This is a genomic window from Ahrensia sp. R2A130 (genome assembly GCF_000179775.1).
Taxonomy (GTDB): domain Bacteria; phylum Pseudomonadota; class Alphaproteobacteria; order Rhizobiales; family Rhizobiaceae; genus Pseudahrensia.
The window spans coordinates 102,870-129,576 of the sequence record NZ_AEEB01000022.1; the positions used below are offsets into that span (position 1 = coordinate 102,870).

Below are 26,707 nucleotides of genomic sequence, written 5' to 3' on the forward strand. Positions count from 1 at the left end.
GGGGATAGCCACATGGAACGTCTTACGACCTTAGAAATCACCACCGCCATTTTGGGCGCCTTCACCCCCGTGTGGATCGGCCTTGCGGTAATCCTCGTCCTCTCATGGATCTTCCGTGGTAAACTTGGCCTCTACGGCAAACTCTTCGGCAGCCCCATCGGTATGTTCGGTCTGATCCTGGTCCTTTTCTGGATTTTGACCGCCATCTTTGCCGACCAGATCGCGCCCTATGACGCGCTCGATCAGGTGTCGGGCATGAAGAACAAGAAACCCGGCTGGCCCGTGCGCGGGCTGGAAGGCGAGTTCTACTGGCTGGGCGGTGACAACCTCGCCCGCGACGTGTTCTCCCGCCTCGTGCTGGGCTCGCGTCAGGTGATGATTATCGCGCCTGCCGCCACGCTTTTCGCCTTCATGGTGGGCATCACACTGGGCCTGCCAGCGGGTTTCCGCGGCGGGCGCACCGACACGGTGCTGACATTCCTCGCCAACCTCGTGCTCGCCTTCCCGGTCATCCTGCTGTTCTTCCTGCTGGTGACGCCGGAAATCCGCAACGACGGCACGGTCTATCAACTGTGGGGCGGCAGAACGTGGATCGCCTCGGTGCCGAACATTCTGGCGCTGGTGCTGTTCCTCTTCCCCATCGTCTTCTTTCTGGTGCTGTGGACGTCGAAATACAGCCACCGCAAGGACAAGCTGTTCCTATCAGTCGGTCTCACGCTGTTGATCGGGGGCTGGGCCTATATCGGACTGGTGTTCAATGCGGACCCGCTGGGCGTCTTTTATATGGACCCCAATCTGCTGAACATTTTCGTGTCGGTGGTCTTCGTCAACGCACCAACGGTGTTCCGCATCGTTCGCGGTGTAACCATCGACATCAAAACGCGGGACTATGTGGCGGCAGCGCAGACCCGGGGCGAACGGCCATGGTACATCATGCTGTGGGAAATTCTGCCCAACGCCCGCGGGCCGCTGATCGTCGATTTCTGCCTGCGGATTGGTTACACCACAATCCTGCTGGGCACGCTCGGCTTCTTTGGTCTCGGCGTTTCGCCGGAAAGCCCCGACTGGGGTATGACCATCAACGAGGGCCGCAAACTGCTCTCGCTCTATCCCCATCTCGCGCTTCCCCCCGCGCTGGCGCTCATGTCGCTGGTGCTCGGGTTGAACCTGCTGGCCGATGGCCTGCGCGAAGAATCGCTGAAGGATTGATGAGATGAGCACTTCAAATAGAGACGACCAACAACCCGTCCTAGAGATCGAAGACCTCAACATTTCGTTCTTCGTGCGCGCCGGTGAAATTCCTGCCGTCATGGATTTTTCCTGCAAGGTCATGCCGGGCGAAACCATGGGTCTGGTGGGGGAATCCGGTTGCGGTAAATCCACCGTTGCGCTGGGCATCATGCGCGACATGGGCAATCGCGGTAAAATCGTCGGCGGCAAGATCAAGTTCAAAGGCCGCGACATGGGCGAGATGAGCGATGACGAGCTGCGTGATATTCGCGGCTCGAAAATCGCCATGATCTATCAGGAGCCGATGGCATCCCTGAACCCGGCAATGAAAATCGGCCGCCAGTTGATGGAAGTGCCGCTGATTCACGAGGACGTGTCGGAACAGGAAGCCTACGACCGCGCGCTAGAAATGGTCCACAAGGTAAAACTGCCGGACCCAGCCCGCGTGATGGACGCCTATCCGCACCAGATTTCCGGCGGCCAGCAACAGCGCATCGTCATCGCCATGGCGCTGATGTCGAAACCCGACCTGCTGCTGCTGGACGAACCCACCACCGCGCTCGACGTGACGGTGGAAGCAGGCATCGTGGAACTGGTGAAAGAATTGGGCCGCACCACCGGCACATCCATGCTGTTCATCAGCCACAATCTCGGTCTCATTCTGGAAACCTGCGATCGCATTACGGTCATGTATTCCGGCGAAGCGGTGGAAACCGGCAGCGTGCACGAGGTCTTCGACCGCATGCGGCACCCCTATACGCAGGGTCTGTTTAACTCGATTCCCCTTCCCGGGGCCGACAAGAACGCCAAGCCGTTGCTGTCTATTCCAGGCCAACTGCCGCTGCCAATGGCGCGGCCCCACGGCTGTAATTTCGGCCCGCGCTGCGAGCATTACATCGAAGACCTATGCAACGCCCATCCTGTCAAAATGCAATCCGTTCCCGGTGAGCCGGACCACCGCTCGCGATGTGAACGCATCGAGCAGATCGACTGGGACAAGGAAGCCGAACGCAAGGTCGTCACCGATCCGGTGGAACCGGGCCGCGTGGTTTTGGATATCCGCGATCTGAAAAAATACTACGACGTGGCCGCCAACAAGATGTTCGGCGGCGGCGACACCCGCACGGTGAAGGCCAACGAGACGATCACGTTCCAAGCCCGTGAGGCGGAAACCGTCGCCATCGTGGGAGAATCCGGTTGCGGAAAATCCACGCTCGCAAAAGTGCTGCTGGGTCTGGAAACAGCGACCTCCGGCTCCGTCATGTTGGATGGAAAAGAGATCGCCAACACCGAAGTGAACGACCGTGGCCCTAACTCCGTAGCCTCGTTGCAGATGGTGTTCCAGAACCCCTTCGACACGCTGAACCCAAGCCACAGCGTCGGCAGCCAGATCATCCGCACGTTGGAAAAATTCGACATCGGCACTCCCGGCGCCGACCGGCAGGACCGGATGCTGAAACTGCTCGACTTGGTGAAACTGCCCCGCGCCTTCGCCGACCGCATGCCACGCCAGCTGTCCGGCGGGCAGAAGCAACGCATCGGCGTAGCCCGTGCATTTGCAGGTGAACCCAAAGTGGTGGTGGCCGACGAGCCCGTTTCCGCACTCGACGTTTCGGTGCAGGCCGCTGTCACGGAACTCCTCATGGAGATCCAGCGCGAAGCCAAAACCACGATGCTGTTCATCAGCCACGACCTCTCCGTCGTGCGCTACATCGCCGACCGTGTGGTGGTGATGTATCTCGGCCATATCGTCGAGCAAGGCACGACCGACGACATTTTCGCGCCGCCTTACCACCCCTATACCGAGGCGCTCCTCTCCGCGATTCCTATCGCCGATACCAGCGTTGAGAAGAAGCACATCGTGCTGGACGGTGACATTCCCTCCGCCCTCAACCCGCCTTCCGGTTGCCCGTTCCAAACACGCTGCCCACGCAAAGCGCAGGTGCCCGGCGATCTGTGTGAAACCACCGTCCCGCCGGTGCGCGACCTCGGCGCGGGTCATCAGGTGAAATGCCACCTGTCCGACGCAGACCTTTCCATCATGGAACCTGTCATCGTGTTGGGCGGCACCAAAGCCACGAAGACGCGCACCGTTGTAACGCAAGGCCTGGTGGAAGACGGCCAGATCGGCTCGACTTCCGACGATGACCGAAACACGGTCACCGCAGCCAGCGCTGCACTCGGCGGGGCCGTGCTGTCCCGCGGACAAGCCGATAGCGGCGAAGCATCCGCGCATCTGCCAGACGGCCAATTGTCCGGTTCCGAAATCGGCATACGCCGCGCCGCAGAAGCCAGCGCCCCGGCGCAAGGTTCCGATATCGCGTTGAACGACGATGGTTCACCCCGCGACCGCTCTTCACAGAACCGTGCAGCATCCGATGTAGGCGACACGCCAAAACCCAAAAGCCCACGCAAGCCGAAACCTAGAATGCCGAAAAAAATCGGACTTTCCAAAGGGGACAAAGTTGCAGCCAGCGCCGCCGTCGCAGCGGTTGCCGCAGTCGGCGTCGCCAAAGTGGCGAAGGCCGTAGCAAAGCCGAAGGCCAAGGCTGCCACCAAGGCGAAAACGGTCACCACAAAAGCACCGGCCAAAACAAAAGTGGCACCCAAACGCGCGACCACGAAAGCACCGGCCAAAGGCGCCACTGCCCCCGTCGCCAGCGCAAAACCCGCGACGAAAACGCCTGCTAAGACAAAGGTAGCGCCAAAAGCGAAAACACCTGCATCCAAACCGAAGACACAGGCCAAAGCCACTGCCAAAGTCACGACAAAAGCAACCGCGAAGACACCAGTAAAAGCCAAGGCTCCAGCAGCAGCCACAGCAAAGGCTCCTGCTAAAGTTGCGGCCAAAGCGCCCGCGAAAGCTAAAGCCGAAACGACTTCAAAGGCACCCGCGAAAACCAAAGCGAAGGTTACCGGCGGCACCGCAGCTATGCGGGCGGCATTGCTCAGCGCGGCTGCCAGCCGTGCCCCGGCCAAGCCGAAAACTGCTGCGAGCAAAACTGTAAGAGCGACCGCAACCAAGACAACCAGAACGCCGCGGGCGGTATCCAATACACCAAGAAAAACGTCCACCGGCGCACCGGAACGTATGGCCAAGCCCACCAAGCCGGACGACCTGACGATGATTGCAGGCGTCGGTCCAAAGCTCGCAACCACCCTCAACGGTTTGGGTGTCTATACGTTCGAGCAGGTGTCGAAGTGGAAGAAGGCGGAACGCGATTGGGTGGATAACCACCTCAGCTTCCGTGGCCGCATCGAACGCGAAGACTGGGTCAAACAGGCCAAGGCCTTGGCCAAGGGTGGGCGCGATGAATATGTCCGAGTGTTTGGAAAAGAACCGCGCTAGGCAAACGCTGAAGTTTCTGACAGCCTCCCACCCGAACAAGTTGGGAGGCTGATGATATGGAAACCCGGATTCGCGATACGGATGTCGATGCTGTCGAACGCTGGATGGCCTCACGGCCGGACACACAATCTGTAGCGGGCTTCAAACCCGGCCCCGGTATCGAGCGGCTGGAAATGAAGTTCAACATCGGTGAGCTTCAAGCCGCGTTGGACGAGTGCCTCAATCGCTCGGAATTTCAAGGTGAGCAACAGGACCAGGGCTTCGCCGCCCTACCCCTGACCCAGCGCCCCGGACAGACAGAATGGACGTCCAACGATCTCTCCGGCCGCTACTGGCTGCGCGAGGCCGACAGCTACGAAGAAGCACGCCGCGAAGACCTTGTCGCCGAAGCGCAGTTCAACACCTTCAACCCGCTGTTCGTTGGTACCTATTTCGAACACGTGCATGCAGAACTCGCCAAACGCTTTCCCATCGGGCGTGTCCGCGTGCTGTCCAAGGGCCTGTACAACTGCAATTCATGGCACCGCGATCCCGAACCGCGACTGCACATTCCGGTGGTCACTAACCCCGGTTCGCTCTTCGTGGTGAACCACCACGTCACCCACCTGCCCGCCGATGGTTCGGTCTATTTCACAGACACCCGCGGCTACCACACCGCGCTGAACGGTGGTGAAACGCGGCGTGTGCATATCGTCGCTGCATTGGCCTACGACCAGATCACCGAGTGAATGATGGCCGTTCCGGTCGACTTCATCCACGGCCTCCAATGGCGTGATATACCGGTGTCCGCCCAACACGCTGCACGGCGTTCGTTGTTGGATACGGTCGGCGTAGCGATTTCGGCGACTGTTACGCCCACCGCGAAAATCATCTGCGATCATGCCGCTTCACAGTTCGGCGCGGGTGATCGTGAAGGCGCATCACTCTGGCGCGATGGGCGCATCGTTTCGCCTGCAGGTGCCGCGCTCGCCAATGGCATGACGATAGATTCCATCGACGCCCATGACGGCAACAAACCAACCAAGGGCCATGTTGGGTGCGGCGTGTTGCCAGCGCTGGTCGCCATGGCGCAGGCAACCGGGCAGCTCGACACTGAAGAATTTCTGGCGTCCATGGTGATGGGCTACGAAATCGGCACCCGCGCTGGCACCGCGCTGCACGCCACGGTCTCCGACTACCACACCTCCGGCGCATGGATCGCGCTGGCCGCCGCCGCCATCGGCGCGCGCTATTTGAAACTGAACGCGGAACAGACCCGCCACGCGCTCGGTATCGCGGAATATCACGGTCCCCGCAGCCAGATGATGCGCTGCATCGATCATCCCACGATGTTGAAAGACGGTTCAGGCTGGGGCGCGATGGCAGGAATTTCAGCCGCCTATCTCGCCCGCGGCGGCTTCACCGGCGCACCCGCCATCACCATGGAGGAGGACCGCGCCGAACATTTCTGGAATGATTTGGGCAGCCGCTGGTGCATGGAAGAGCACTACATCAAACTCTACCCCTGTTGCCGCTGGGCGCAACCGCCGGTGGAGGCGATATTCGCTCTAAAACAGGAGCATGGGTTTGGCGCAAGCGACGTGGAAGCCACCGGTATCGACACGTTTCACGAAGCAGCCCGTTTGGCCACGCACCACCCTGCAACATCGGACGAAGCGCAATATTCCCTGCCATATGCAGTCGGCGTCGCGCTCGCTCATGATGGATTCACGGCAGAACATCTAAGCGATAGCGCGCTGAACAACGGAAACATGGCCGCACTTCGCAACGGTATCACAATCGGCGAGACGGATGAATTCAACACCGCCTTCCCCATGAAACGCTACGCCCGCGCCACCTTGCGGTTGAAGGATGGACGGGAATTGGTGTCGCCGGTGATGGAGGCCATCGGCGATCCTGAAAACCCCGTGAACGATGATGTGTTGAGGCAGAAATTCGTAGATTTCACGACGCCGGTGCTTGGGGAAGCGGAGGCGAACAGCACGCTACGCACAGTCTGGGAAACTGAAAGCGCGACGACTGTCGAGCCGCTGATTGCGGCGCTCATTCAATCGTAGCCAACTGCGAAACCTTCCACTGTCATCCCCGCGCAGGCGGGGACCCACTTATCCGCAGGCTCGACTTAAATGTTAGAGTGGCGGTCGAAAGGTGACGGAATAAAACACACGCATCATCCGTTTGAAAAGTGCCCCCACCTGCACGGGGATGACAATGAAGTTTTAGAGAAAGACTAATCCTTCGCTTCGCCCACCGCACCGGACGCTTTCACGCGTTCCAGATCATCGCCTGAATACCCTAGAACATCCGTCAGAATATCGTTTGTATGTTCGCCCAACAGTGGTGAGCGTTCCACCTCAACGTCACTGTCGGACATCTTGATCGGGCAACCGACGGAAAGATATTCACCGCGTTCGGGGTGAGGCACCTTCACCATCGTACCGGTGGCGTAGAGGCCCTCATCTTCGGCGATTTCTTTCATCGAAAGGATCGGACCAACGGGAATGTTCAGCGGATTGCAGATGTCCATGACCTCGAATTTCGTCTTCGTCTTGGTCCATTCTTCGATGGTCTCGAAGATATGGTCCAGCTTGTCGAGACGCGCCGGTGGCTTGGCATAGGCCGGGTCTGTCTTCCATTCCGGCTTGCCGATGGCTTCGCAGACGCCCTCCCAAGCGGCGGCCTGCGTAATGAAATAGGTATAGGCGTTCGGGTCGGTTTCCCAACCTTTGCATTTGAGAATGCGCCCCGGTTGGCCGCCACCGGAATCATTGCCCGCGCGTGGCGTGGCTTCGCCGAAAGGAATGCCGGCACCGGCCTGACTGTATTCCGGCAGATCGCCGTGACGGTCCAAGCGTTGCTGGTCGCGCAGTTTCACACGGGTCAGGTTCAGCACACCATCCTGCATGGCAACATCGACTTTCTGGCCACGACCGGATTTCTCACGCTGGAAAAGCGCGGTCACGATGCCCAGTGCCAGATGGAGGCCAGTACCGGAATCACCGATCTGCGCCGCCGTCACCAACGGTGGACCGTCACGAAAACCGGTGGTGGAAGCCGAACCGCCAGCGCATTGCGCGACGTTCTCATAAACTTTGCAGTCTTCGTATTTGCCGGGGCCAAAACCTTTTATCGACGCCATGATGAGGCGCGGATTGATCTCGTTCAGCCGTTCCCAGCCAAAGCCCATACGGTCCAGCGCACCGGGGGCGAAATTCTCCACCAGCACGTCGCATTCCTCGACAAGCCGCGTCAAAACTTCCTTGCCCGTCTCGTTCTTCGAGTTCAGTTCGATGGACCGCTTGTTGTGGTTCAACATCGTGAAATAGAGCGAGTCCGCGTCAGGCACGTCTTGCAATTGCTTGCGCGTGGCATCGCCCACACCGGGCCGCTCCACCTTGATGACGTCAGCGCCGAACCATGCCAGCAACTGCGTGCATGTGGGCCCGGATTGGACGTGGGTGAAATCGAGAATACGAATGCCTTCGAGAGCCTTCATGGCGCGAACTTTCTGCGGTGTCGAAACGAACCCTTTTGAACCGTGAGATGCTATGAAAGGCAAGCGGCTTCCTTGAACGCGTTGCCACAATCCCGTAACCGCAGATGAAATTCCACGCACGAGACCCCGCCATGCCCCTGCCCGACACGATGAAGACGATTGAAATTCGCGAACACGGCGGACCGGAAATGCTGGAAGCGGGCGAACGCCAATTGCCGACACCAGCCGCTGGCGAAGTGCTGGTAAAGGTGATCGCTGCCGGTGTGAACGGCCCCGATATCGTGCAACGGCGTGGCCACTACCCACCGCCCAAAGGCGCGTCCGATCTGCTGGGCCTGGAAGTCTCCGGTGAAGTGGTGGCGCTAGGCGACGGCGTGGAACGCTGGAAGGTTGGCGACAAGATTTGTGCGCTCACCAACGGCGGTGGTTATGCGGAGTATGTGACCATCGCTGCCGACCAATGTCTGCCGATCCCGCAGGGTGTTGATCCAGTCGACGCGGCGGGCCTGTGCGAAACGCTGTTCACGGTGTGGAGCAATTTCTTCACCAACCACGCTGCCGACAAAGGGCTATTGTTCCTCGTCCACGGCGGCGCAGGCGGCATCGGGTCGACCGCAATCCAGCTCGGCGCGGCGGTTGGCATGCGCATCTTCACCACATGCTCGGCAGCCGACAAAGCATTTTGCGAAAGCCTTGGTGCAACCCGGGCCATCGACTACCTCGAAGAAGACTTCGTCGAGATCGTAAAGGCCGATGGCGGCGCGAACCTGATTTTGGACATTCGCGGCGGCGGCTACGTGGCGCGCAATATAGCAGCCTCAGCGCCGGACGGGCGCATAGTGCAACTGGCCTTCAATGCCGGGTCGAAAGTCGAGGTGAACCTGATGCCCGTCATGCTGAAACGCCTCACCATCACCGGCTCGACGCTGCGCCCCCGCCCGCCGGAATTCAAAGCGAAGATGGCGTCGGAGCTGGAGCGTTTCGTCTGGCCGTGGTTCGCCAAGGACATGATGAAAACCAACACATTCGCGACAGTGCCAATGAGGCAAGCACAACGCGCTCACGAGATGATGGAAGCAGGCGAACATCGCGGGAAGATCATTCTCACGATGTAGGCGAAGCTACTCCGCAGCCTCGCGCATCACTGCCCGCTCCACTTTCGCAGCACAGAATTTGAACTCGGGGATTTTTCCATACGGGTCCAACATCGGGTTGGTCAGCGCGTTGGCGGGGGCTTCGTTGAAGCAGAAGGGGATGAAGATCATCCCGTCGGCCACTTCGCGGTCGGCCCGCAGCAGCGCTTCGATGGTGCCGCGACGGGTGGAAACGGTGATCATATCGCCCGCTTCCATGCCCAATTTGTCGATCTGGCGCGGGTTCATGGCAGCAAAGCCTTCCGGCTCGATATCATCCAGCACGTTGGCGCGGCGCGTCATGGCGCCGGTGTGCCAATGTTCCAACACGCGACCGGTGGTCAGCACCATGGGGAAGTCGGCGTCCGGAACCTCGTCAGGCGCGCGCAAATCAGCAGGCACGATGCGACCACGACCGTCTTCCGTCGGGAAGCCTTGGTCGAAAACGACCCATTTTTGCGTGCCATCGGGAAGCGACGGGTAGGTGACGCTCTCGTTCGCTTCGAGCCGCTCCCACGGAATGTAGTCGAGCGATTTCATAACCTGCCGCATCTCTTCGTAGACGTCCGGCGCACCGTTTTCGTAAGTCCAATCGAGACCGCAACGGTTGGCAAGATCGATGAGAATATCGAGATCGAGCCGTGCATCGCCCGGCAACGGAAGCGCGGGACGACCGATCTGCACCTGGCGGTTGGTGTTGGAAAATGTGCCGAGCTTTTCCGCATGCGCCGAAGCGGGCAGCACGACATCAGCATGCCAGCAGGTCTCGGTCAGGAAGATATCCTGCACAACCAGATGGTCGAGTTTCGCCAACGCACCACGGGCGTGGTGCTGGTCGGGATCGGACATGGCCGGGTTTTCGCCCATGATATACATGCCGGAAATTTCGTCCGCGTGGATCGCATCAACGATCTCTACCACCGTGAGGCCCTTCTTCGGATCGAGCGCACGGCCCCAGAAATCTTCCATGCCGCCGCGAATGTCACCGTTTTCAACCGACCGATAATCGGGGAAGAACATGGGGATGAGACCGGCGTCGGACGCACCCTGCACGTTGTTCTGCCCACGCAGCGGGTGAAGACCGGTGCCCGCGCGACCGACATGACCGGTGATGAGCGCCAGCGCGATGAGGCAACGGGAATTGTCGGTACCGTGGGTGTGCTGGGAAATACCCATACCCCAGAAGATCATGGAGCGTTCCGACGTGGCATAGAGGCGGGCGACGGCGCGCAGCGTATCAGCATCGATACCGCAGACATCCGACATTTCTTCTGGTGAAAAGTCTTTCACCTTCTCGCGCAAAGCCTCGAAACCATCCGCGTTCGCCTGAATATATTGCTCGTCGTAGAGTTCTTCGTCGATGATCGTGTGGATCATCGCGTTCAACATGGCGACATCGGTGCCGGGTTTGAAGCGCAGCGAATGTTCTGCATGGCGCATCAAATCCTGCCCGCGCGGGTCCATGACCACGAGCTTCGTACCGTCTTTCACAGCACGCTTGAAATAGGTCGCGGCGACAGGATGGTTGGTCGCGGGGCGCGCGCCGATGACAATGACGCAATCGGCCTTACCCGCATCCATGAACGGAGCGGACACCGCGCCGGAGCCCACGCCTTCCAGCAGCGCGGAAACGGAGGATGCGTGGCACAGCCGGGTGCAGTGATCGACATTATTGGTGCCAAAACCCTGACGGATAAATTTCTGGAAGAGATAGGCCTCTTCGTTCGAGCCCTTGGCCGAGCCGAACCCAGCCAGCGCACCGCCGCCGCGTTCGTCACGAATTTTCGTCAGGCCGGAAGCCGCAAGCGTAAGCGCTTCTTCCCATGTCGCTTCGCGGAAAATGTCGGAGACCTCCATGAACCGCATGTCGATGTCGCCAGCCTTTGGCGCATCGTCGCGGCGGATGAGAGGCGTCGTAAGGCGTTCTTTCGACATGGCGTAGTCGTAGCCGAAGCGACCCTTCACGCAGAGACGGTTCTCGTTGGCGGGGCCATCGCGACCATCGACCAGCACGATTTTCTCGTCCTTAGTATAAACGGTTGTCTGGCAGCCAACACCGCAGAACGGGCAAACGCTATCCGTCTTAGCGTCGAAGTCTTCGATGACGCGGGTGCGGTTGTCGGCATCCATCAACGTCTTTTCAAACAGCGCGCCGGTTGGGCAGGCTTGGACGCATTCACCACATGTCACACAGGTGGAAACGCCCATCGGGTCGTGAATATCGAACACCGGCACAGAGTGGTGGCCACGGTCGGCCATGCCCAACACGTCGTTCACCTGGACTTCGCGGCAGGCGCGCACGCACAAGTTGCACGCGATGCAAGCGTCCATGTTCACCGCGATGGCGGGGTTGGAGGCGTCGTGCAGAGGCGACAGGGTGATTGCCGCGCCATTGTCGGCATGTTTCGACGGCAAACGACCGCCTTCGATGGAGAACTCGCCCAGCCAATCGTGGAACGAAGACTTCGCGTCCACCGCTTGCTCCGGCATGTCGGCCAGCAACAATTCGAACACCATACGGCGGGACTTATCAGCGCGTTCCGTGTCGGTCTTCACGACCATGCCGTCTGAGACCTTGCGCTTGCACGATGCAGCCAGCACCCGCTCGCCCTCGATTTCCACCATGCAGGCACGGCAGTTGCCATCAGCGCGATAGCCGGGCTGGTCGAGATGGCAAAGATGCGGAATCCGCGTGCCTTCCCGCTTGGCGACGGTCCAGATGGACTCATTAGGAGAAGCTGTGACGTCAACGCCGTCGAGATTGAAAGTGATCTGATCGGTCATCTCAATGGCCTCCATGTCCACCGGCATAGCCACGCAACTGCGCGTAGCGGGCCTTCTGTGTCTCGTTCAACACAGGCGTTACCTCCAAATGGGTCGCCAGATGGACAGACCTGAGTTGCGCGCGAACCTGTTCGGTGCGGGAGAGCAGATCGTCCAGCGAAGCACGGTCGATGGTGTTCTCGCGAAATGCCGTATCCAATGCCAGTTCTGCATCAATTAACGCAGCACCCAACTGCTTGGCGCGCACTTGCATGGCGGCAAAGGCGGCATCGATGCTCTGCCGCTGACTTGTAGTCAGGTCCAGCTTGTCGGCAAATTCGATGATGTGGGCGGGTCCGGGATAACCGTTAAACTCCGCAGGTTTCGCAAGCCCCCAACCCGCACCGGCGCGAAGCTGCTCTATGTCCTTGGACGACAGGCTCGTCACCGCCCGCTCCTGTTGCCCCGCATAGGGAGCGGAGGACTTGGCTGCATGGCGCAAAATTTCGGGTCCGTAGAAACCAGCGGCCCCGCCGATGGCAAGACAGACAGCGGCAGTCAGTGCGATCGCGATCTTCATCACAAATCCTTCCGGAAATGGGTGAGCAAGTGGTTCACAGGGTTGGGTGCAGCTTGGCCGAGGCCGCAGATGGAAGCGTCGCGCATGACGTCTTCGAGATCGCGGATTGCGGTCTCGTCCAACGCATCACCCCCATTTGACGAAGCGCGCAACAGCTTGCCCATTTTTTCGGTTCCGCCACGGCATGGTGTGCATTGGCCACAGGACTCGTGGGTGAAGAAGTCAATGAGATTGAGCGTTGCATCTTTCATGGAGTCCGCGTCTGAAAACACGACAACCGCATGCGAGCCGACAAAGGCACCAAGCGTGGCGAGTTCACCACCGAAATCCAGTGGCACATCGCCCTTATCTGCTGGCAGAATTCCGCCGGACGCCCCACCCGGCAGGTAGGCTTTGAAGGTCTGGACTGACCCATCTTCTTTGGCAGCCATGCCGCCGCACATCTCGATCAATTCGTTGACCGTGGAACCGGCAGGCGCTTTCACCACGCCGGGGTTCGCAACGCGACCGGAGACGGAATAGCTGCGCATGCCGGGATGGTCGGGCTTGCCCTGGCTAGTAAACCATTCGACGCCGTTCGCCAGAATTTCCGGCACCCAATACAGCGTCTCGACATTGTTGTTCAGCGTCGGGCGACCGAACAGGCCCGCTTCGGCGATGTAAGGTGGGCGATGGCGCGGCAGGCCGCGTTTGCCTTCGATGCTTTCCAGCATCGCGCTCTCTTCGCCGCAAATATACGCACCCGCACCGCGCCGCATTTCGATGAAACCGGGGGGGGCCAAGCCAGCCGCTTCGATGTCGGCGATGCACTCGGCCATGACTTTGATCGCGGCGGGATATTCGTCGCGCATGTAGAGATAGATGCGCTCGGCCTCGACGCAGTGTGCACCGATGAGCGCGCCCTCGAACATCGCGTGGGGATTCCGCTCCATGTAGAAACGGTCCTTGAACGTGCCGGGTTCGCCTTCATCCGCGTTGATGGTCATCAGGCGCGGGCCTTCATAGCCGCGCACGAAACCCCATTTTTTGCCGGTGGGAAAACCCGCACCGCCCATGCCGCGCAGTGATGCGTCGGACAGGGTTTCGATCACAGCGTCAGCATTCGTGCCACCATCGCGCAGCTTTTCATATTGCCCGTAGCCACCTTCAGCGCGGTAGGCGGCGAGGTCTTTATAGTCGGGTGTGAGGACGCCGATCTCACCGCTTTCGACCATCGCAAGTAATCCATCGACTGTGGCGTTGCCAACCTCACGGTCACCGATACGGGCGGCGGGAGCGACATCGCATGCGCCCATGCACGGGGCGTGGACCACACGAACGGCGTTGCGGTCGATACCGGTTTCGAGACCAGCATGAAGCGCTTCAGCGCCCATCATCATACAGGTGATGGAATCGCACACTCGAATGGTGAGCGGCGCGGGCTCGGGCTCACCCTCCTTCACCACATCGAAATGATCGTAGAAAGAGGCGACCTCATAGACTTCCACCTGCGATAGACGCATCTCTTCGGCCAGCGCACGGATGTGGGCTGCGGACAGGCATTTATACTCATCCTGAATGAGGTGCAGATATTCGATCAGATGGTCGCGTTGGATTTTACGGTCGCCCAGCAGCGCGCGAACATTGGCCAATGCACCATCGTCCAACTGGCGGCCTTTCGGCAGCGCCGGATTGCGGCGTTTGGATCTACCTTGATCGGGGCGGTCGAGCATGGGGTTCCCTCCGGCGCGACCTGTGCGGGGCCGCAAATGCATGTGCTGAGATTTGGTGACACGCTGTCCGAATGCGTGGACTGGGGCGTCCACCGGCTCAACGGTCGGCCGGGAACCCTGTCCGGCAAATCGACATTAGCAAATGCGTGCGGCGATGCAATTCAAATGACGACCAACAGTCGTCGCACCGGCGAGCCAGTTCGGCCTAACGGGAATTAGCCGCTAGGCGTGCATCCACGGTGGCAACGGTGTCGTCGATCAACGACGTGTCGATGCCCAGCCCACGCGCAACGGTTTGGACGAGCCGGTCCACGCGTTCGATGTTCGTCGCACCGCCACCAATGGCGCGGGCCGCAGATGACGGCTTGAGCAACTGCTCAGCAGCCTTGGCGTATTTTTCAAACGGCACACTATCAGCCGCGTCGCCACCGAGCTTTTGAACCACGCCATCAACCCATGCGTAGATAGCGCGGGAACGTTCGAGGTCACCATGAACGGCATCACGGATGGCCTGCTCGCCATCGGCCTGAACGCATCGGTAATTGCCTGTGAGCAACATCGACCATTTGGCCAGTGGCACGTGGAGAGAATCGAACACGCGCAACTTCACCGGCACGTCGTTGCCATCCAGCGTTACGGCAGCGATATCAGTTTCCAACTGACGCAGCATCGTGTTGTGAGCGTCATGGGCAAAGGTTGCCGCCTTGAAGTTGGTGGGCAGGCCGACATGAAGAACATTTGCGCCCTCTTCCGGCGGGCGAAACGCCTGCGGGTCCGGGCTGCACAGGCTCACCAGGCCGGGTTCGAAGGCTTCCCATACTGCGGGGGCGGTGTAGCAAGCTGTGAGATCGACATCGGTCAGAGCTTCAATGCGCTTCAAATACGGCATTGGCGGCATGTTCATGATCGACAGGCATGGCTTTTTAGCAGCCGCTATGCGGCCCATCAGGTCGGCGACAGCACCAGCACCGTATTGCGGCTCCTGCATGGCCATCGCCACGAGATCGTAGTCTTCGGCATTCACATTTTCCGGCGTGATCGCACGAACCTTACCCGCTAGGCCTTTGGACGAAATCGAGCGATGCTCGTCTTCATCGCGCAGTTTGATACGGACGACCGTACCCTCATCATTCATCAGCTTGGCTGTGGCTTCACGGCAGACAAGATCGACGTCATGGCCCGCCATGGCGAGTTTCGTACCCAGAAGTGAGCCGTAGGATGCGCCGAGGATGAGGATTTGCATGTGCGGTAGCCTTGCAGACGGGAAGCGGTGGCATCTCCTAGCGAAGCCTGCGCGGCGATGCAAAATTTGTCATCGTCAGGGAAATAGATCGGCTGGGAGCTATCATATGCGAAACTCTCCTCGCACGGGCGGTTGAAGCCGCAATGGTCGAAGGCGAGTTCGCTTTTACCGGCAGATGAAAGGTTCTGCGAGAACGCATCAAAAAAGCGCATAGGGCATCCTGAAACAATTGTCGTTGCTCCAACCTGCAGCAGGAATCTTGTGCGTTGCGCGAACTCGTTACCCCTTAAATTTCGCTAGGCAATCATGTGACGGTTTACAAACGCGCAGATCAGAAACCTCCGCCATAAACAGTCTATCGGATACGCAAACTGGCAATTGCGATATCATCCAGTCGGCTAAGGAGTACCCCATGATCGAGTTCCTCACCCATCATGCATTGGCATCGAACTGGAAAGTTTGGGAGCAATGCCTGGAACTGAGGAAAATGGGTGCGCAGCATCGCGGCACATCGCTTGGACAAATGGAACGAACATCTTCGCCGGGCGATTCCAGCGACAATGAGCTGGCAGTTCATGTGGTTCAGTGGTACGATGGCGGGGAAATCATCGGCTATGCCAGAATGTACCCCCGCCCTAATCGAGGAAATTTCAATTCCTCACGTCCCAGCATGCGGATGGAGCTGGAGCGGGTATGTTTCGCGTCAGCTTTCGATGCTTCCGCAACACCACCGTGCGATGACCTACGCAAGCTTATCACAGCATGCATAGGTTACGCCCGGTCTCATGATTATGATGTCATCAGCGGGTATGGCGAAGCTGATGGCGTGGCAGCATTGAGCGACTTAGGCATCGTAGTACAGACGACCGACACAGGCATTACTGACGGTATCGACGACAGCACGCGAACGCTCTACCGCTACGACCTTATCGCAGATGACAAAAACAGCCGTGTCCTGTCATATCCGGCCAACGAGGATGCTAAAGCGCAGCTCGAAACGCAGCGTAACCGGTCTGCATGGCAGGCCAGAAGCACAGGCGATGGCCACGATGTGCTGGAAGAGCTGGAAGCGATGTTTGGCGTGGACATGACCGCATGCCGCAAGACCTTCGAAAGCGAAAACCTCACCTTGGAAGCTGTCTAGCTGAGAAGCCCCAAGCGCAATGCTTTCGCAACCGCGTGAACGCGGTTTACCGCTTCCAGTTTCTTGCATGCGAGCGCAAGGTAATGCGTCACGGTATGATCCGATAATTCAAGATCACGGGCGGTTTCCTTAGACGTCTTACCCAAAGCAGCATGAGACAGACAATCCATCTCACGACCTGAAAGCGACGGCATTTCGGAGCGGGTAACCGAGGTGGCCGAAATCTGCACGAGGTGGTCGTACAGATAATTCGACAGCAAATGCAGCATGGCACCATCATCAGGGTTCAGGACGAGTTCATTGCCGGAAAAGACAAGGCCACCACGATTGCCCTTACCATCATTAACCGGACAACACGCGCCATATTTCATATCGAAATCGTTGAACAGTTCACGCGCCAACGCTGCGCTTTCAGGCGCACGCTCCTGCAACATTGTATCCATATCATAGGTCATCACCCGATTGCCCGTCTCAAAATGCCCTAGAACTGGCGAGGCTTTGGACAGACCGTTTTCATCATAAACGGCAATAAGTTCGGGGTCCCAATTGTTGACGACGCCAAGGTCCGAGATCGCGCTGGTTTGCTTGTCGAGCGTCAAGATGGAGAATCGGCTAGCACCAAAGTCGTTGCCTAAACGGCGCGCATATCGAAACACATCATAGGCTGTCTCAAGGCGGGATATCTCATCAACATAATCAGTCAGTTTATTGGCGAGCATGGTGTTTCGACCTTCCAATGAAAAGGTTTTACCCGCCCGGTAATACAACTTTTAGTTGCATATTTAGTCTTACCAACTCGTTAACAGCCACCTTTATCAAAGGTTAAGCGGCTTCCCACCGATTGTGGGGAATTGCGGAATTGGGCCTGCGCGTCAGATTGAGAGCAAGACGAAAAGATCATTTAACGAACAGGAATGCCCGCCATGCAAAGTGTCGCCGACGTCGAATTTGGCATGGAATCGATCAACGACATCCTCAATCTCGACTTCCGTGAGCGAGCGCGTAATCCGCAAATGATCGACGACATCGATGTCTCCGGCGCAGAGCTGCTGAACATCCTCTCGGCTTTCGACAATTACGGAATGTGGCGGCTTGATATTGAAACGTCACAGGTCTCGTGGAGCGAAGACGTTTTCCGTATCCACGAACTGCCCCAGGTAGATGGGCCTGTAGATCTTGAAGCGGCAATTTCCCGCTACCACCCCGAAGACCAGCAGTACCTTCCGCAGGTCATTGAAGAGGCCATTACACGCAAAAGCGCGTTCCGATTCGTACTTCGGCTCAAGCGTGCCTACAGCGGATATAAACTTGTGAAATCGACCGGCAAATTTCGCCACAGGCCGGGCTGTGCGCCGGAAATGATCGGCACATTTTCAGAGTTCCAACCGGCCAACAGAGCGATTGCTTCCATCGGCTAGCGCCCACGCCAACAGCACCGCCTCATAAAGATATCTCAGCTCGGCACGGAGCCAACCCGATGACACACGATAAAGACCAGCAGCAAGATCAATTGGCCAACACAGTGGGCGCAATGATGGGGGTCGGTTCTTGGTCCTACGATCCCGAAACGGAAGCGGTGCAATGGTCGTCCGAAATATCAGCGATCTACGGCACGAAGCCGGACGAACCAGTCACCCTTGAACTCACGCTGGCGCCCTTTCCTGAAGACGCCAAAGCCGCGCTGACAACAACGATGGAACGCGCGATTGCTGAAAACCGGCGCTACGAACTCATTTTGCCTTTTGATGTGCAGGGCAAGCGCAAATGGGTGCGTTCCGTTGGTTGTCCGGAGTGCCGAGATGGCGAGAATTTGCAGCTGTTTGGGACGTTGGAGGACGTAACAGAGACGGTGCTTCAGCAGCGCCAGGTTGAACGAAAAGCCTACCATGACCCGCTCACCGGCCTGCCCAACGAACATGGTATGAACCGCAAACTTAAGCACTTCATTGATGAGCAACAGGCGTGCGACGGGCAGCCAAAAACACAAATTGTGTGCGTTCTGGAATTGCTTATCGCACCGGGAACATCACCAAACGAGATCGACACGATCCAGCGAACGTTTGCCAGCGCAATTCGCCAGCGTGGCGGATTTGCAGCCCGCTTCAATGACGGTCGGTTCATGCTGATTATCGAGGAACCTGAAGGCGTAGATGCTTCAGAAATCGTTCTCCATCACATCACGACCCTTTCACGCCTCCGCCGCGCCGACGGCATTGTCATGACCATGCAGATACGCTGCGGCTGGCTACGGCTGGATGGCAACCGGACGAGCACCACTGACATAACGGACGATCTTGAACTGACCCTGCGCACCGCACGCACCCATGCCGGTGCAAGCGTGGTGTCCTACTCACCGGCTTTGAGGGAAAACGAGAAACGACGCGCCAAGGTCGCCAAACAGTTTCAGGATGCCTTGGAAAACGGCGAAGTCGTCCCCTACTACCATCCGATCATTTGCCTCGACAGCGGTAAGCTTTCAGGCTTCGAAGCCTTTGCCCGCTGGAACCATCCCACACGTGGGCTGATCGCGCCAAACCTGTTCATGCAGGTGTTCGACGATTCCGCAATTTGCGTGCGCTTGTCCCACGTGATCATGGAAAAAATCGCTAACGACATGGCGACGTGGCATCGTCAGGGCCTGCACTTCGGAAGCGTTGGTATCAACGTCACGGCACTTGATCTGCAACAGGACCAGTTTTCACAACGCACTTTGGCATTGCTGGAAGATCGTGGTCTCTCACCACGCCACCTGATGCTTGAGGTCGGGGAAGCCGTAATGTTGCAAACGCCCTCTCCCGAAGTAACCGACCACATCAACCGCCTGCGGGAAGCCGGCGTGTTGATCGCGATCGACGACTACGGGACGCATGCGGCATCGCTTCAGCAACTGAAGAATGTGCCGTGCGACATCATGAAAATCGACCGGTCATTTATCGGCAATATGACCGTGTCCCCCAAGGATCGTTCCATCGTCAGCGCATTGATCCAAATGTCCAAGGACTTCGGTTACAGTACGGTGGCACAGGGCATTGAAACCCGCGAAGAAGCTGCACAACTGGCAGCAATGGGTTGTAGCCGTGGCCAAGGTTTCTTCTACGCCAAGCCCGCGCCCGCAGAAGCGGTGAGCAAAACCATGGTGACCGTTTTCGACCGCACCACGTTGCGTCAGAAAATCGAAGCTGCGCCAGAGCTCGCACCAAGCCCAAGCGCACGGGACAGGGCGCGCCTTATTTCAGGCTAAGAGCGCCCGGCATTCGTGTGATGGTGCCTGCCCCCATCATGGAATATAAAAGCGCTCTGGCACACGCAGCAGAGAGCGAATATGACGGAACCGACCCAGCCGGGCTTTGAAATTCGCGACCCGCGTTTTCACGACATCATCGCGCCCGAAGCAAAACTCGAACGTCTGGCCACAGGCTTCGTCTTCACAGAAGGCCCCATCTGGCACGAGCGGGAGGGCTATGCTCTCTTTTCGGATATAGCCGCCAGCGTTCAATATCGCTGGAGTGAAGTAGACGGAGTGTCTGTCTTCCGCCGTCCATCCAATCAGGCCAATGGTAACTGCTTCGATAGACAAGGCCGCGTCATTACCTGCGAACACGCAGCGTCCCAAGTCATCCGGCACGACCACGAAGGCAAGCTCATTGCGCCCATTGCCACCCATTTTGATGGTCGCGAGTTGAACTCCCCGAACGACGTCATCTGCGACAGCAAGGGACGGATCTGGTTCACCGATCCTTCGTTCGGGCGGCAGCGCCCTGAACTGGGCATTGTGCGCGAGGAAGAGCAGGCCTGCCGCGGCGTCTATCGGCTGGACCCCGATGGTGCGTTGCACCTTGTCACCGATGACTTCGAGCAGCCGAACGGCCTGTGCCTGTCGAACGACGAGACCACGCTTTTTATCAACGATTCCGCCCGCCCTTGCATACGATCTTTTGCCGTAAACGAAGACGGCACGCTCACCGGTGACGAGGTTTGGGCAGACGTAACCGGTGGCATCGTTCTTGGCGGAACGCGCAAATGGGTGCCCGATGGCATGAAGGTCGACATAGACGGTAACCTGTTCTGCAATGGCCCCGGTGGCGTACATATCTTCACCGCCGATGCCGACTGTCTCGGTGTTATTTTGATGCCGGAGAAATCGACCAACTTCTGTTTTTCGGGCAAGGCGTTAGACGCGCTCATCATCACCGCGTCCACCGGACTTTATCGCATCAGAACTAAAACGCGTGCCAAGCAGGTGATGTAAAACCGGCGTCATCGTTCGGTCACTCATCTGTCACTGGCAGCAAACATATCCACGCCACCGGCAAAGATGCTATCAGCGCTGAACCGCTGCAGAAGGACCAACGCGCATGGACACAACGGATCATAAAAGCACCTCACCGCTGCCGCGATTGGCCGTGAACGATTTGCCAATCCGTTCACCCAAAGCTGCCAATTCGCGCGAGTTCCACAGCGGTGCTGAAGCGGTGGCCTATCTGACAGAAATCTACGAAGCGCAGACACAATTCCTGCGCGACGCCTTCGATGAAGTTCTAGCCGCCGGACAGTCGGAATTCCGCTACCGCGCCTTTTATCCCGAAATCCGTTTTGCAACGGCAAGTCACACCCGCGTCGATAGCCGCCTCGCCTTCGGCTACGTCGGTGGACCGGGCCGCTACTCCACAACAGTCACGCGCCCTACCCTGTTCGACGACTACCTGTGCAACCAGATCGACCTGCTGGTCCGCCACCATGAGGTTCCGGTTACGATTGGCATCTCGGACACACCCGTCCCGCTGCACTTCGCATTCAATCAAGGCACTTATGTCGAGGCCGCATTGGCCGAAGCCCTATCGCGCCCATTACGCGATATTTTCGATGTACCCGACCTCGCGTCAACCGATGACAAAATCGTCAATGGCTCACTGGAACTCGCCGCAGACGATGTGCATCCGCTCGCGCCTTTTACCGCACAGCGGATCGATTATTCACTGCACCGCATGACGCATTACACGGCGACCGAACCGCACCATTTTCAAAACTACGTGCTGTTCACCAATTACCAATTCTACATCGACGAGTTCGTGGCCTTTGGCCAAGCGGCCGTGCGCGATGGCACTTACGTGCGCTTTGTAGAGCCGGGAAACCGCATCACGACAGCCAGCGGCACCACCGGCGAAACACCCTCGCGCATGCCGCAAATGCCAGCCTATCACTTGGTGCGCGAAGACGGCTCCGGCATCACCATGGTGAACATCGGCGTCGGCCCCTCCAACGCAAAAACCGCCACCGACCATATCGCGGTGTTGCGCCCCCACGCTTTCATCATGCTGGGGCACTGCGCCGGCCTTCGAAACTCGCAGCGTTTGGGCGACTACGTGCTGGCCCACGCCTATGTGCGCGAAGATCACGTTTTGGACGCTGACTTGCCAGTGTGGGTGCCGGTTCCTGCCCTTGCCGAAGTTCAGGTCGCGCTGGAACAAGCCGTGGAAGAGGTGACAGGTTACACAGGTTATGATCTGAAACAGGTCATGCGCACCGGCACCGTTGCAACGATCGATAACCGCAACTGGGAATTGCGTGACCAGCGTGGCCCCGTGCAGCGCCTGTCGATCTCCCGCGCCATCGCTTTGGATATGGAATCGGCTACAATCGCAGCCAACGGTTTTCGCTTCCGCGTGCCCTACGGAACGTTGCTCTGCGTGTCTGATAAGCCGCTGCATGGCGAGCTAAAACTTCCCGGCATGGCGACTGATTTCTACAACAGCCAAGTGAAGCAGCACATGCAGATAGGGATCAGGGCGTTGGAAAAGCTGCGCGACATGCCGCCGGAACGGCTGCATTCCCGCAAGCTCCGCAGCTTCTACGAAACTGCGTTTCAGTAGAAATCTGAACCTAGATTTCGTTTGGGCGCAAACCTGCTTGAGACAGCGAAGTTTCCGCCCCCAACAATTCGCGCAAATAGGCAATCACCCGCTCGGCATCCGTCGGGTGGCTGAACATGTCCATCGGTCGGCGATCATCAAAAACCCGCCAAGGATGCCGCAACCACTTGGCCGCGCCATCTTCGCCAAATGCGCTGATGGCGTATGCCGTGATGGTGTCGAGAAGATCATTCTGTCCGGTCGTCATAGCCACACACTCCGCACTCGCTGATACATTGCACAACATGGCGATTCTGCCGGAGCGTCAATTGAATTTGAAGTATCCACAGGGGCTGTGAATGACGCATTGAGCGAAAGCTGAATGACTCGAACGGGATAGCGTTTGAATTTTTTTTGCAAGAACCCACCGCATCCAACGTTGCAGAGAATTAATTTTGCAGGAACTCTCCATGCGACTTACGCTCAGAACATAAAACCACAGCGTGAGTGAACCGATGAAGCGATTGACCGCCAAGGATTTCGACCAAGAGCTGCTGGAACTTTACGACTTCTACGCACACGGGAAGATCACCAAACGGGATTTTCTCAACCGCGCAGGCAAGTTCGCCGTTGGCGGCGCCACAGCCGTCATGCTGCTGGATATGATGAAGCCCAATTACGCATTGGCCGAACAGGTATCGTTCAATGATCCCGACATCAAAGCCATCTACGAGATCTACAACTCACCGGAAGGAAACGGCGATGTAGAAGCTTACGTCGTGCGACCCACAAATAAGGAAGGCCCTCTTCCTGCAGTTCTGGTGATCCACGAAAACCGTGGCTTGAATCCATATATCAAAGACGTCGCGCGCCGAGTGGCAAAGGCCGGTTTCATCGCTATGGCACCTGACGGTCTGAGTTCCGTTGGCGGCTATCCCGGCAATGACGAGAAAGGCCGCGAACTACAACGCACGGTCGATCGCACCAAACTGATGAACGACTTCTTTGCAGGCTATGAAAACCTCGTTGGCCGCGAAGAAACCACCAGCAAGGTTGGTTGCGTAGGCTTCTGCTACGGTGGCGGCGTCTGCAACGCGCTGGCAGTTGCCTATCCGGAATTGGGCGCGTCGGTGCCGTACTATGGAAGGCAGGCTGCAGTGGAAGACGTGCCGCGCATCCAAGCCCCTCTACTGTTGCAATATGGTGAGCTCGACGAGCGCATCAACGCCGGCTGGCCTCCCTATGAGGCTGCGCTGAAGGAACACGGGAAAACCTACGAAGCCTATATTTACGAAAACGCCAACCACGGCTTCCACAACGATTCCACGCCCCGTTACGATGAAGCAATGGCGCAGCTTTCTTGGGATCGCACGATCGGCTGGTTCAACAAATATCTGACGTAGCCTCCGCCGACGCTGTAGCCGGAAAAGCGTTCATCTCAAACCTGCGGTATCGCTATCGTAAATTCATGCCGCTGCTTTTATGGAAAAAAGCTCCACAGGCTCGCGGATACCCTTAATCTCCGCCTCGCCTTTGCTGCTGGCTTCGAATTCGTCTTCGACGGCAGCCCAAGCGCGGGGGGAGAGTAGGATTTCGCCGTCTTCGGCGAGATCACACAGGCGCGCTGCGGTGTTCACCACAGTACCGGATGCGGTGTAGTCGAAGCGCCCTTCCGACCCCACCATGCCTACGGTCGCATAGCCCAGTGATATACCCACGCCGAAGCCCAAACGGTGGCCCAACCGTTTCCACTTTGCGCACAATCGTTCCATGCAACCGCGCATAGCGATAGCCAGCCGCACCGCCTCGCCTGCTGGGTCTTCATGCGGCAGCGGGTCGTTGAAGATGACCATGATGCCGTCACCCATTCGCTTATCGACGCCGCCGCCATGGGCCGCGATGAGATTGCCCATCTCCTCATGATAGGATTGCAGAACCTCGATGGTTTCTTCGGGCTCCGCGCTTTCGCAAAAGGCGGTGAAACCTCGAATATCGCAGAACAGCGTCGCGATCATCGCCCGATGGCTTTTAAGCGCGCTATCATCACCCGATGAAATGAAAGCATCAGCGACAGCGGGCGACATGAACTGTTTCAACTGGCCCATGCGGGCGATTTCGCGCACTTGATCAGCCACCTTTGATTCAAGCCCTGCATTAAGCGCCTGCACTTCGGCGGTGCGCGCTTTCAATGTCTTGAACTGCTCGACATTTTCTAACGCAATGACGGCCTGCGCAGCGAAGGTCTCTACCAAAGCGATCTGGTCTGCTGCGTAGGGTTTTACGCTTTTGCGGTAGAGCACCAACGCGCCGATACCCTTGCCGCCGGATAACAAAGGCACGTTCAGGCTTGTGCGAAGCCCGGTGTCGTCCACCAACGAGCGGAATACTTCTTCGCCTGCGCGGTAGTCGTCCGTGTCGGCATAATCAGGCACATGCAGGGTCTGGCCCGTCACGATTGCCCGTGCCACCAGAGAGGTTTCAGGGTTCATCGACACCTTGCCATCGGTGTACAGCGCGCGTGTTTTTGGATGCATATCGAAGGCGGCTGCAAGGCGCTGACGCGTATCTTCGCTCGCCTTACCCAATGTGAGCGCGGCAGAATCCGCACCGCAAAGCTCAGCGGCCCGCCGCAGGATGACATCGAGCACCGGTCCCTCGTCCTGGCGTGAATCTCTTATCGCCTCCAGCACTTCATGCGTCGCCTTGGCCCGCTCCAGCCGCGTTTGCAGCGCGTTGAATTGGCGCACGTTCTCAATCGCGATAACCGCTTGAGCGGCAAAAGTTTCCACCAAGGCCACCTGCTCGTCGCTATAGGGATGCACCTCGTTGCGAAATATAATGAAACAGCCAATGCCTTTGCCACCCGCAACCAACGGCACGAAGAGATTGGTGCGAATACCCTGCCCGTCGCAAATAGCGACCATGTTGGGCACGCCCTCGCGGTATTCCGGCGTATCGCGCATATCGGCCAGATGGATGGTCCGTTTTTCGATAATCGCTCGGGCTGCGAAAGAACGCTTTGCGTCCATCGGCACCTCATCAGCCGCGTAAAGATCCACCGTGCTCGCCACAGCACCGTGATGCGCAGCCATCACCTGATGGGCATCTTCCGCCGTCGCCAAGGCCAACGCGGCAAAAGGAGCATCGCACAGGGCGCGAGCGTTACGCAGAATGACATCGAAAACCGGGGCCTCGTCGTCACGCGAGTTGCTGATAGCCTCAAGCACCTCTTGCGTTGCCGCCGTGCGGTCGAGCCGTTCCTGCAATTCGTTAAACTGGCGACTGTTCTCCAGCGCGATTGCAGCCTGATCGGCGAAGGCCTGCGCCAGTTCCAATGCACGTTCGTTAAACGGATGAACACGGGTGCGATAAACGCAAAACGTGCCCAGTAGGCGATCACCGGCCATCATGGGAATGGCTGCAAACGAACGGGCATGGCCCAAATCGCATGTGGCTACCCGCAGGGCCGAACCGCTTTCCTGTAAGCCTTCGCTGCGAAGATCGGCGATATTGACGGTTTCCAACCGAGTGGCCACGCGACCGAGGCCGGTAAATGGCTCCACCTCAAAGCTGTTCTGCTCGACCAACCAGTCAGCAAAAGCTTTGGTGATGTTCTGCGAACGCATTTCGCTGAATTTCAGATCGCCATGATATTCAAACAGCACGCCGAATTCCGCCTCGCAGATTTCGAGCGCTTGGGAGATGACTTCGTCAATCACCTCGTCGAGATCGGCATCCTTATTGCTGATGATGCGCAGCACCCGCGCCATCATACGTTCACGGCGCATGGCCTCGTCGAGTTCTAAAGCAAGGTCCGCGGTCAGTTCCTCATCGCCTGCGGCGTTGCGATTTGGAGTGTCGGCAGGATTGGCCAACGCCTTCGCAAGCGCGATCTTCGACGTCACGCCAAGCTTTCCGTAAACGGTGCGAAGGTGCGAGCGCACCGTTGTTGGCGAAATGCTCAGATCGCGTGCAATTTCCTTGTTGCTGCCGCCATCAGCATAGGCAGCTGCAATCTCCATCTCTCGTTTAGAAAGCGTTTCAAGCGCGTTGATCTGTTGGTCCAACTCAGTCGGCCTCCTACAAATGAACGGTAAGCTTACCCTACATTTCTCCTCCATCAACTGCGCAGTTTGCGGGATGCCACAGCAAGCTACGACAGGCGAATATGGCAGCGTGGTTGGGCAGGGATTGGCCCTTTCCCCACA

Annotated in this window: 19 protein-coding genes; 11 read left to right on the plus strand and 8 right to left on the minus strand. The window is 58.2% G+C overall.

Annotation, left to right across the window (positions count from 1 at the left end; genetic code table 11):
- Positions 1-12: 12 nt before the first annotated feature.
- From R2A130_RS13910 to R2A130_RS13925, 4 genes are read left to right on the plus strand one after another with little or no spacing between them, the layout of a single operon-like run.
- Complete coding sequence (locus R2A130_RS13910) at positions 13-1,209, plus strand: ABC transporter permease (RefSeq protein ID WP_009758431.1); 1,197 nt, start codon at positions 13-15, stop codon at positions 1,207-1,209.
- A 4-nt stretch (positions 1,210-1,213) separates the two neighbouring features.
- The gene (locus tag R2A130_RS19150) at positions 1,214-4,579 is read left to right on the plus strand and encodes a dipeptide ABC transporter ATP-binding protein (RefSeq protein WP_009758432.1); all 3,366 of its coding nucleotides are present in this window, start codon (positions 1,214-1,216) and stop codon (positions 4,577-4,579) included.
- A gap of 56 nt (positions 4,580-4,635) precedes the next feature.
- Entirely contained in the window at positions 4,636-5,307 is a 672-nt protein-coding gene (locus tag R2A130_RS13920) for a hypothetical protein (protein ID WP_009758433.1), read from the plus strand.
- Positions 5,308-6,636: an MmgE/PrpD family protein gene (locus R2A130_RS13925; protein ID WP_009758434.1), complete on the plus strand. Its 1,329-nt coding sequence runs from the start codon at positions 5,308-5,310 to the stop codon at positions 6,634-6,636.
- A gap of 173 nt (positions 6,637-6,809) precedes the next feature.
- On the opposite strand, the gene frc is transcribed toward R2A130_RS13925, so the two are convergent.
- Positions 6,810-8,075 carry a formyl-CoA transferase gene (gene frc / locus R2A130_RS13930; RefSeq protein WP_040306084.1) on the minus strand — a complete coding sequence of 422 codons (1,266 nt, stop codon included), beginning with the start codon at positions 8,073-8,075 and terminating at the stop codon, positions 6,810-6,812.
- A 131-nt stretch (positions 8,076-8,206) separates the two neighbouring features.
- Between frc and R2A130_RS13935 the strand changes: the two genes are divergently transcribed.
- Positions 8,207-9,190 (plus strand): NAD(P)H-quinone oxidoreductase, encoded by a 984-nt coding sequence (locus R2A130_RS13935; RefSeq protein WP_040306087.1) that lies wholly within the window; start codon positions 8,207-8,209, stop codon positions 9,188-9,190.
- A gap of 6 nt (positions 9,191-9,196) precedes the next feature.
- On the opposite strand, the gene fdhF is transcribed toward R2A130_RS13935, so the two are convergent.
- The 4 genes from fdhF to R2A130_RS13955 form a co-directional block, all read right to left on the minus strand.
- Positions 9,197-11,992 (minus strand): formate dehydrogenase subunit alpha, encoded by a 2,796-nt coding sequence (gene fdhF, locus R2A130_RS13940; RefSeq protein ID WP_009758437.1) that lies wholly within the window; start codon positions 11,990-11,992, stop codon positions 9,197-9,199.
- Position 11,993: 1 nt separating this feature from the next.
- Complete coding sequence (locus R2A130_RS13945) at positions 11,994-12,551, minus strand: Spy/CpxP family protein refolding chaperone (protein WP_009758438.1); 558 nt, start codon at positions 12,549-12,551, stop codon at positions 11,994-11,996.
- Entirely contained in the window at positions 12,551-14,263 is a 1,713-nt protein-coding gene (locus tag R2A130_RS13950) for an NAD(P)H-dependent oxidoreductase subunit E (protein WP_009758439.1), read from the minus strand. The genes R2A130_RS13945 and R2A130_RS13950 overlap by 1 nt, the downstream gene beginning before the upstream one ends.
- Before the next feature lie 205 nt (positions 14,264-14,468).
- Positions 14,469-15,506 (minus strand): ketopantoate reductase family protein, encoded by a 1,038-nt coding sequence (locus R2A130_RS13955; RefSeq protein WP_009758440.1) that lies wholly within the window; start codon positions 15,504-15,506, stop codon positions 14,469-14,471.
- Positions 15,507-15,918: 412 nt separating this feature from the next.
- Here R2A130_RS13955 and R2A130_RS13960 point away from each other — a divergent pair, with 412 nt between their 5' ends.
- The gene (locus R2A130_RS13960) at positions 15,919-16,650 is read left to right on the plus strand and encodes a hypothetical protein (protein WP_009758441.1); all 732 of its coding nucleotides are present in this window, start codon (positions 15,919-15,921) and stop codon (positions 16,648-16,650) included.
- Here R2A130_RS13960 and R2A130_RS13965 read toward each other — a convergent pair.
- Positions 16,647-17,369: an autoinducer binding domain-containing protein gene (locus R2A130_RS13965; protein ID WP_009758442.1), complete on the minus strand. Its 723-nt coding sequence runs from the start codon at positions 17,367-17,369 to the stop codon at positions 16,647-16,649. The two genes, R2A130_RS13960 and R2A130_RS13965, sit on opposite strands and share 4 nt — an antisense overlap.
- 204 nt (positions 17,370-17,573) lie before the next feature.
- Between R2A130_RS13965 and R2A130_RS17750 the strand changes: the two genes are divergently transcribed.
- From R2A130_RS17750 to R2A130_RS13985, 4 genes are all read left to right on the plus strand, one after another.
- The gene (locus tag R2A130_RS17750) at positions 17,574-18,068 is read left to right on the plus strand and encodes a PAS domain-containing protein (protein ID WP_009758443.1); all 495 of its coding nucleotides are present in this window, start codon (positions 17,574-17,576) and stop codon (positions 18,066-18,068) included.
- A gap of 59 nt (positions 18,069-18,127) precedes the next feature.
- On the plus strand, positions 18,128-19,891 hold the full coding sequence (locus R2A130_RS13975; protein WP_009758444.1) for an EAL domain-containing protein: 1,764 nt from the start codon (positions 18,128-18,130) through the stop codon (positions 19,889-19,891).
- Positions 19,892-19,972: 81 nt separating this feature from the next.
- Positions 19,973-20,899 carry an SMP-30/gluconolactonase/LRE family protein gene (locus tag R2A130_RS13980; protein WP_009758445.1) on the plus strand — a complete coding sequence of 309 codons (927 nt, stop codon included), beginning with the start codon at positions 19,973-19,975 and terminating at the stop codon, positions 20,897-20,899.
- Between the two features lie 106 nt (positions 20,900-21,005).
- Positions 21,006-22,520, plus strand: coding sequence for an AMP nucleosidase (locus R2A130_RS13985; protein WP_009758446.1), 1,515 nt, complete (start codon positions 21,006-21,008; stop codon positions 22,518-22,520).
- A gap of 10 nt (positions 22,521-22,530) precedes the next feature.
- Here R2A130_RS13985 and R2A130_RS13990 read toward each other — a convergent pair whose 3' ends face one another.
- Positions 22,531-22,767, minus strand: coding sequence for an MbcA/ParS/Xre antitoxin family protein (locus R2A130_RS13990; RefSeq protein ID WP_009758447.1), 237 nt, complete (start codon positions 22,765-22,767; stop codon positions 22,531-22,533).
- Between the two features lie 247 nt (positions 22,768-23,014).
- Here R2A130_RS13990 and yghX point away from each other — a divergent pair, with 247 nt between their 5' ends.
- On the plus strand, positions 23,015-23,902 hold the full coding sequence (gene yghX, locus R2A130_RS13995; RefSeq protein WP_009758448.1) for a YghX family hydrolase: 888 nt from the start codon (positions 23,015-23,017) through the stop codon (positions 23,900-23,902).
- A gap of 63 nt (positions 23,903-23,965) precedes the next feature.
- Here yghX and R2A130_RS17755 read toward each other — a convergent pair whose 3' ends face one another.
- A complete protein-coding gene (locus tag R2A130_RS17755) occupies positions 23,966-26,566 on the minus strand; it encodes a GAF domain-containing protein (protein ID WP_009758449.1) in 2,601 nt (866 codons plus the stop codon).
- Positions 26,567-26,707: the final 141 nt, after the last annotated feature.

Excerpts from the sequence above, each read along its gene's own strand:
- R2A130_RS13990 (WP_009758447.1), bottom strand. The coding sequence starts at position 22,767 with ATGACGACCGGACAGAATGATCTTCTCGACACCATCACGGCATACGCC.
- R2A130_RS13955 (WP_009758440.1), bottom strand. The coding sequence starts at position 15,506 with ATGCAAATCCTCATCCTCGGCGCATCCTACGGCTCACTTCTGGGTACG.
- fdhF (WP_009758437.1), bottom strand. The coding sequence starts at position 11,992 with ATGACCGATCAGATCACTTTCAATCTCGACGGCGTTGACGTCACAGCT.
- R2A130_RS13960 (WP_009758441.1), top strand. The coding sequence starts at position 15,919 with ATGATCGAGTTCCTCACCCATCATGCATTGGCATCGAACTGGAAAGTT.
- R2A130_RS13985 (WP_009758446.1), top strand. The coding sequence starts at position 21,006 with ATGGACACAACGGATCATAAAAGCACCTCACCGCTGCCGCGATTGGCC.
- frc (WP_040306084.1), bottom strand. The coding sequence starts at position 8,075 with ATGAAGGCTCTCGAAGGCATTCGTATTCTCGATTTCACCCACGTCCAA.
- R2A130_RS13945 (WP_009758438.1), bottom strand. The coding sequence starts at position 12,551 with ATGAAGATCGCGATCGCACTGACTGCCGCTGTCTGTCTTGCCATCGGC.
- R2A130_RS13950 (WP_009758439.1), bottom strand. The coding sequence starts at position 14,263 with ATGCTCGACCGCCCCGATCAAGGTAGATCCAAACGCCGCAATCCGGCG.
- yghX (WP_009758448.1), top strand. The coding sequence starts at position 23,015 with ATGAAGCGATTGACCGCCAAGGATTTCGACCAAGAGCTGCTGGAACTT.
- R2A130_RS13975 (WP_009758444.1), top strand. The coding sequence starts at position 18,128 with ATGACACACGATAAAGACCAGCAGCAAGATCAATTGGCCAACACAGTG.
- R2A130_RS13925 (WP_009758434.1), top strand. The coding sequence starts at position 5,308 with ATGATGGCCGTTCCGGTCGACTTCATCCACGGCCTCCAATGGCGTGAT.
- R2A130_RS13965 (WP_009758442.1), bottom strand. The coding sequence starts at position 17,369 with ATGCTCGCCAATAAACTGACTGATTATGTTGATGAGATATCCCGCCTT.
- R2A130_RS13910 (WP_009758431.1), top strand. The coding sequence starts at position 13 with ATGGAACGTCTTACGACCTTAGAAATCACCACCGCCATTTTGGGCGCC.
- R2A130_RS13935 (WP_040306087.1), top strand. The coding sequence starts at position 8,207 with ATGCCCCTGCCCGACACGATGAAGACGATTGAAATTCGCGAACACGGC.
- R2A130_RS19150 (WP_009758432.1), top strand. The coding sequence starts at position 1,214 with ATGAGCACTTCAAATAGAGACGACCAACAACCCGTCCTAGAGATCGAA.
- R2A130_RS17750 (WP_009758443.1), top strand. The coding sequence starts at position 17,574 with ATGCAAAGTGTCGCCGACGTCGAATTTGGCATGGAATCGATCAACGAC.
- R2A130_RS13980 (WP_009758445.1), top strand. The coding sequence starts at position 19,973 with ATGACGGAACCGACCCAGCCGGGCTTTGAAATTCGCGACCCGCGTTTT.
- R2A130_RS13920 (WP_009758433.1), top strand. The coding sequence starts at position 4,636 with ATGGAAACCCGGATTCGCGATACGGATGTCGATGCTGTCGAACGCTGG.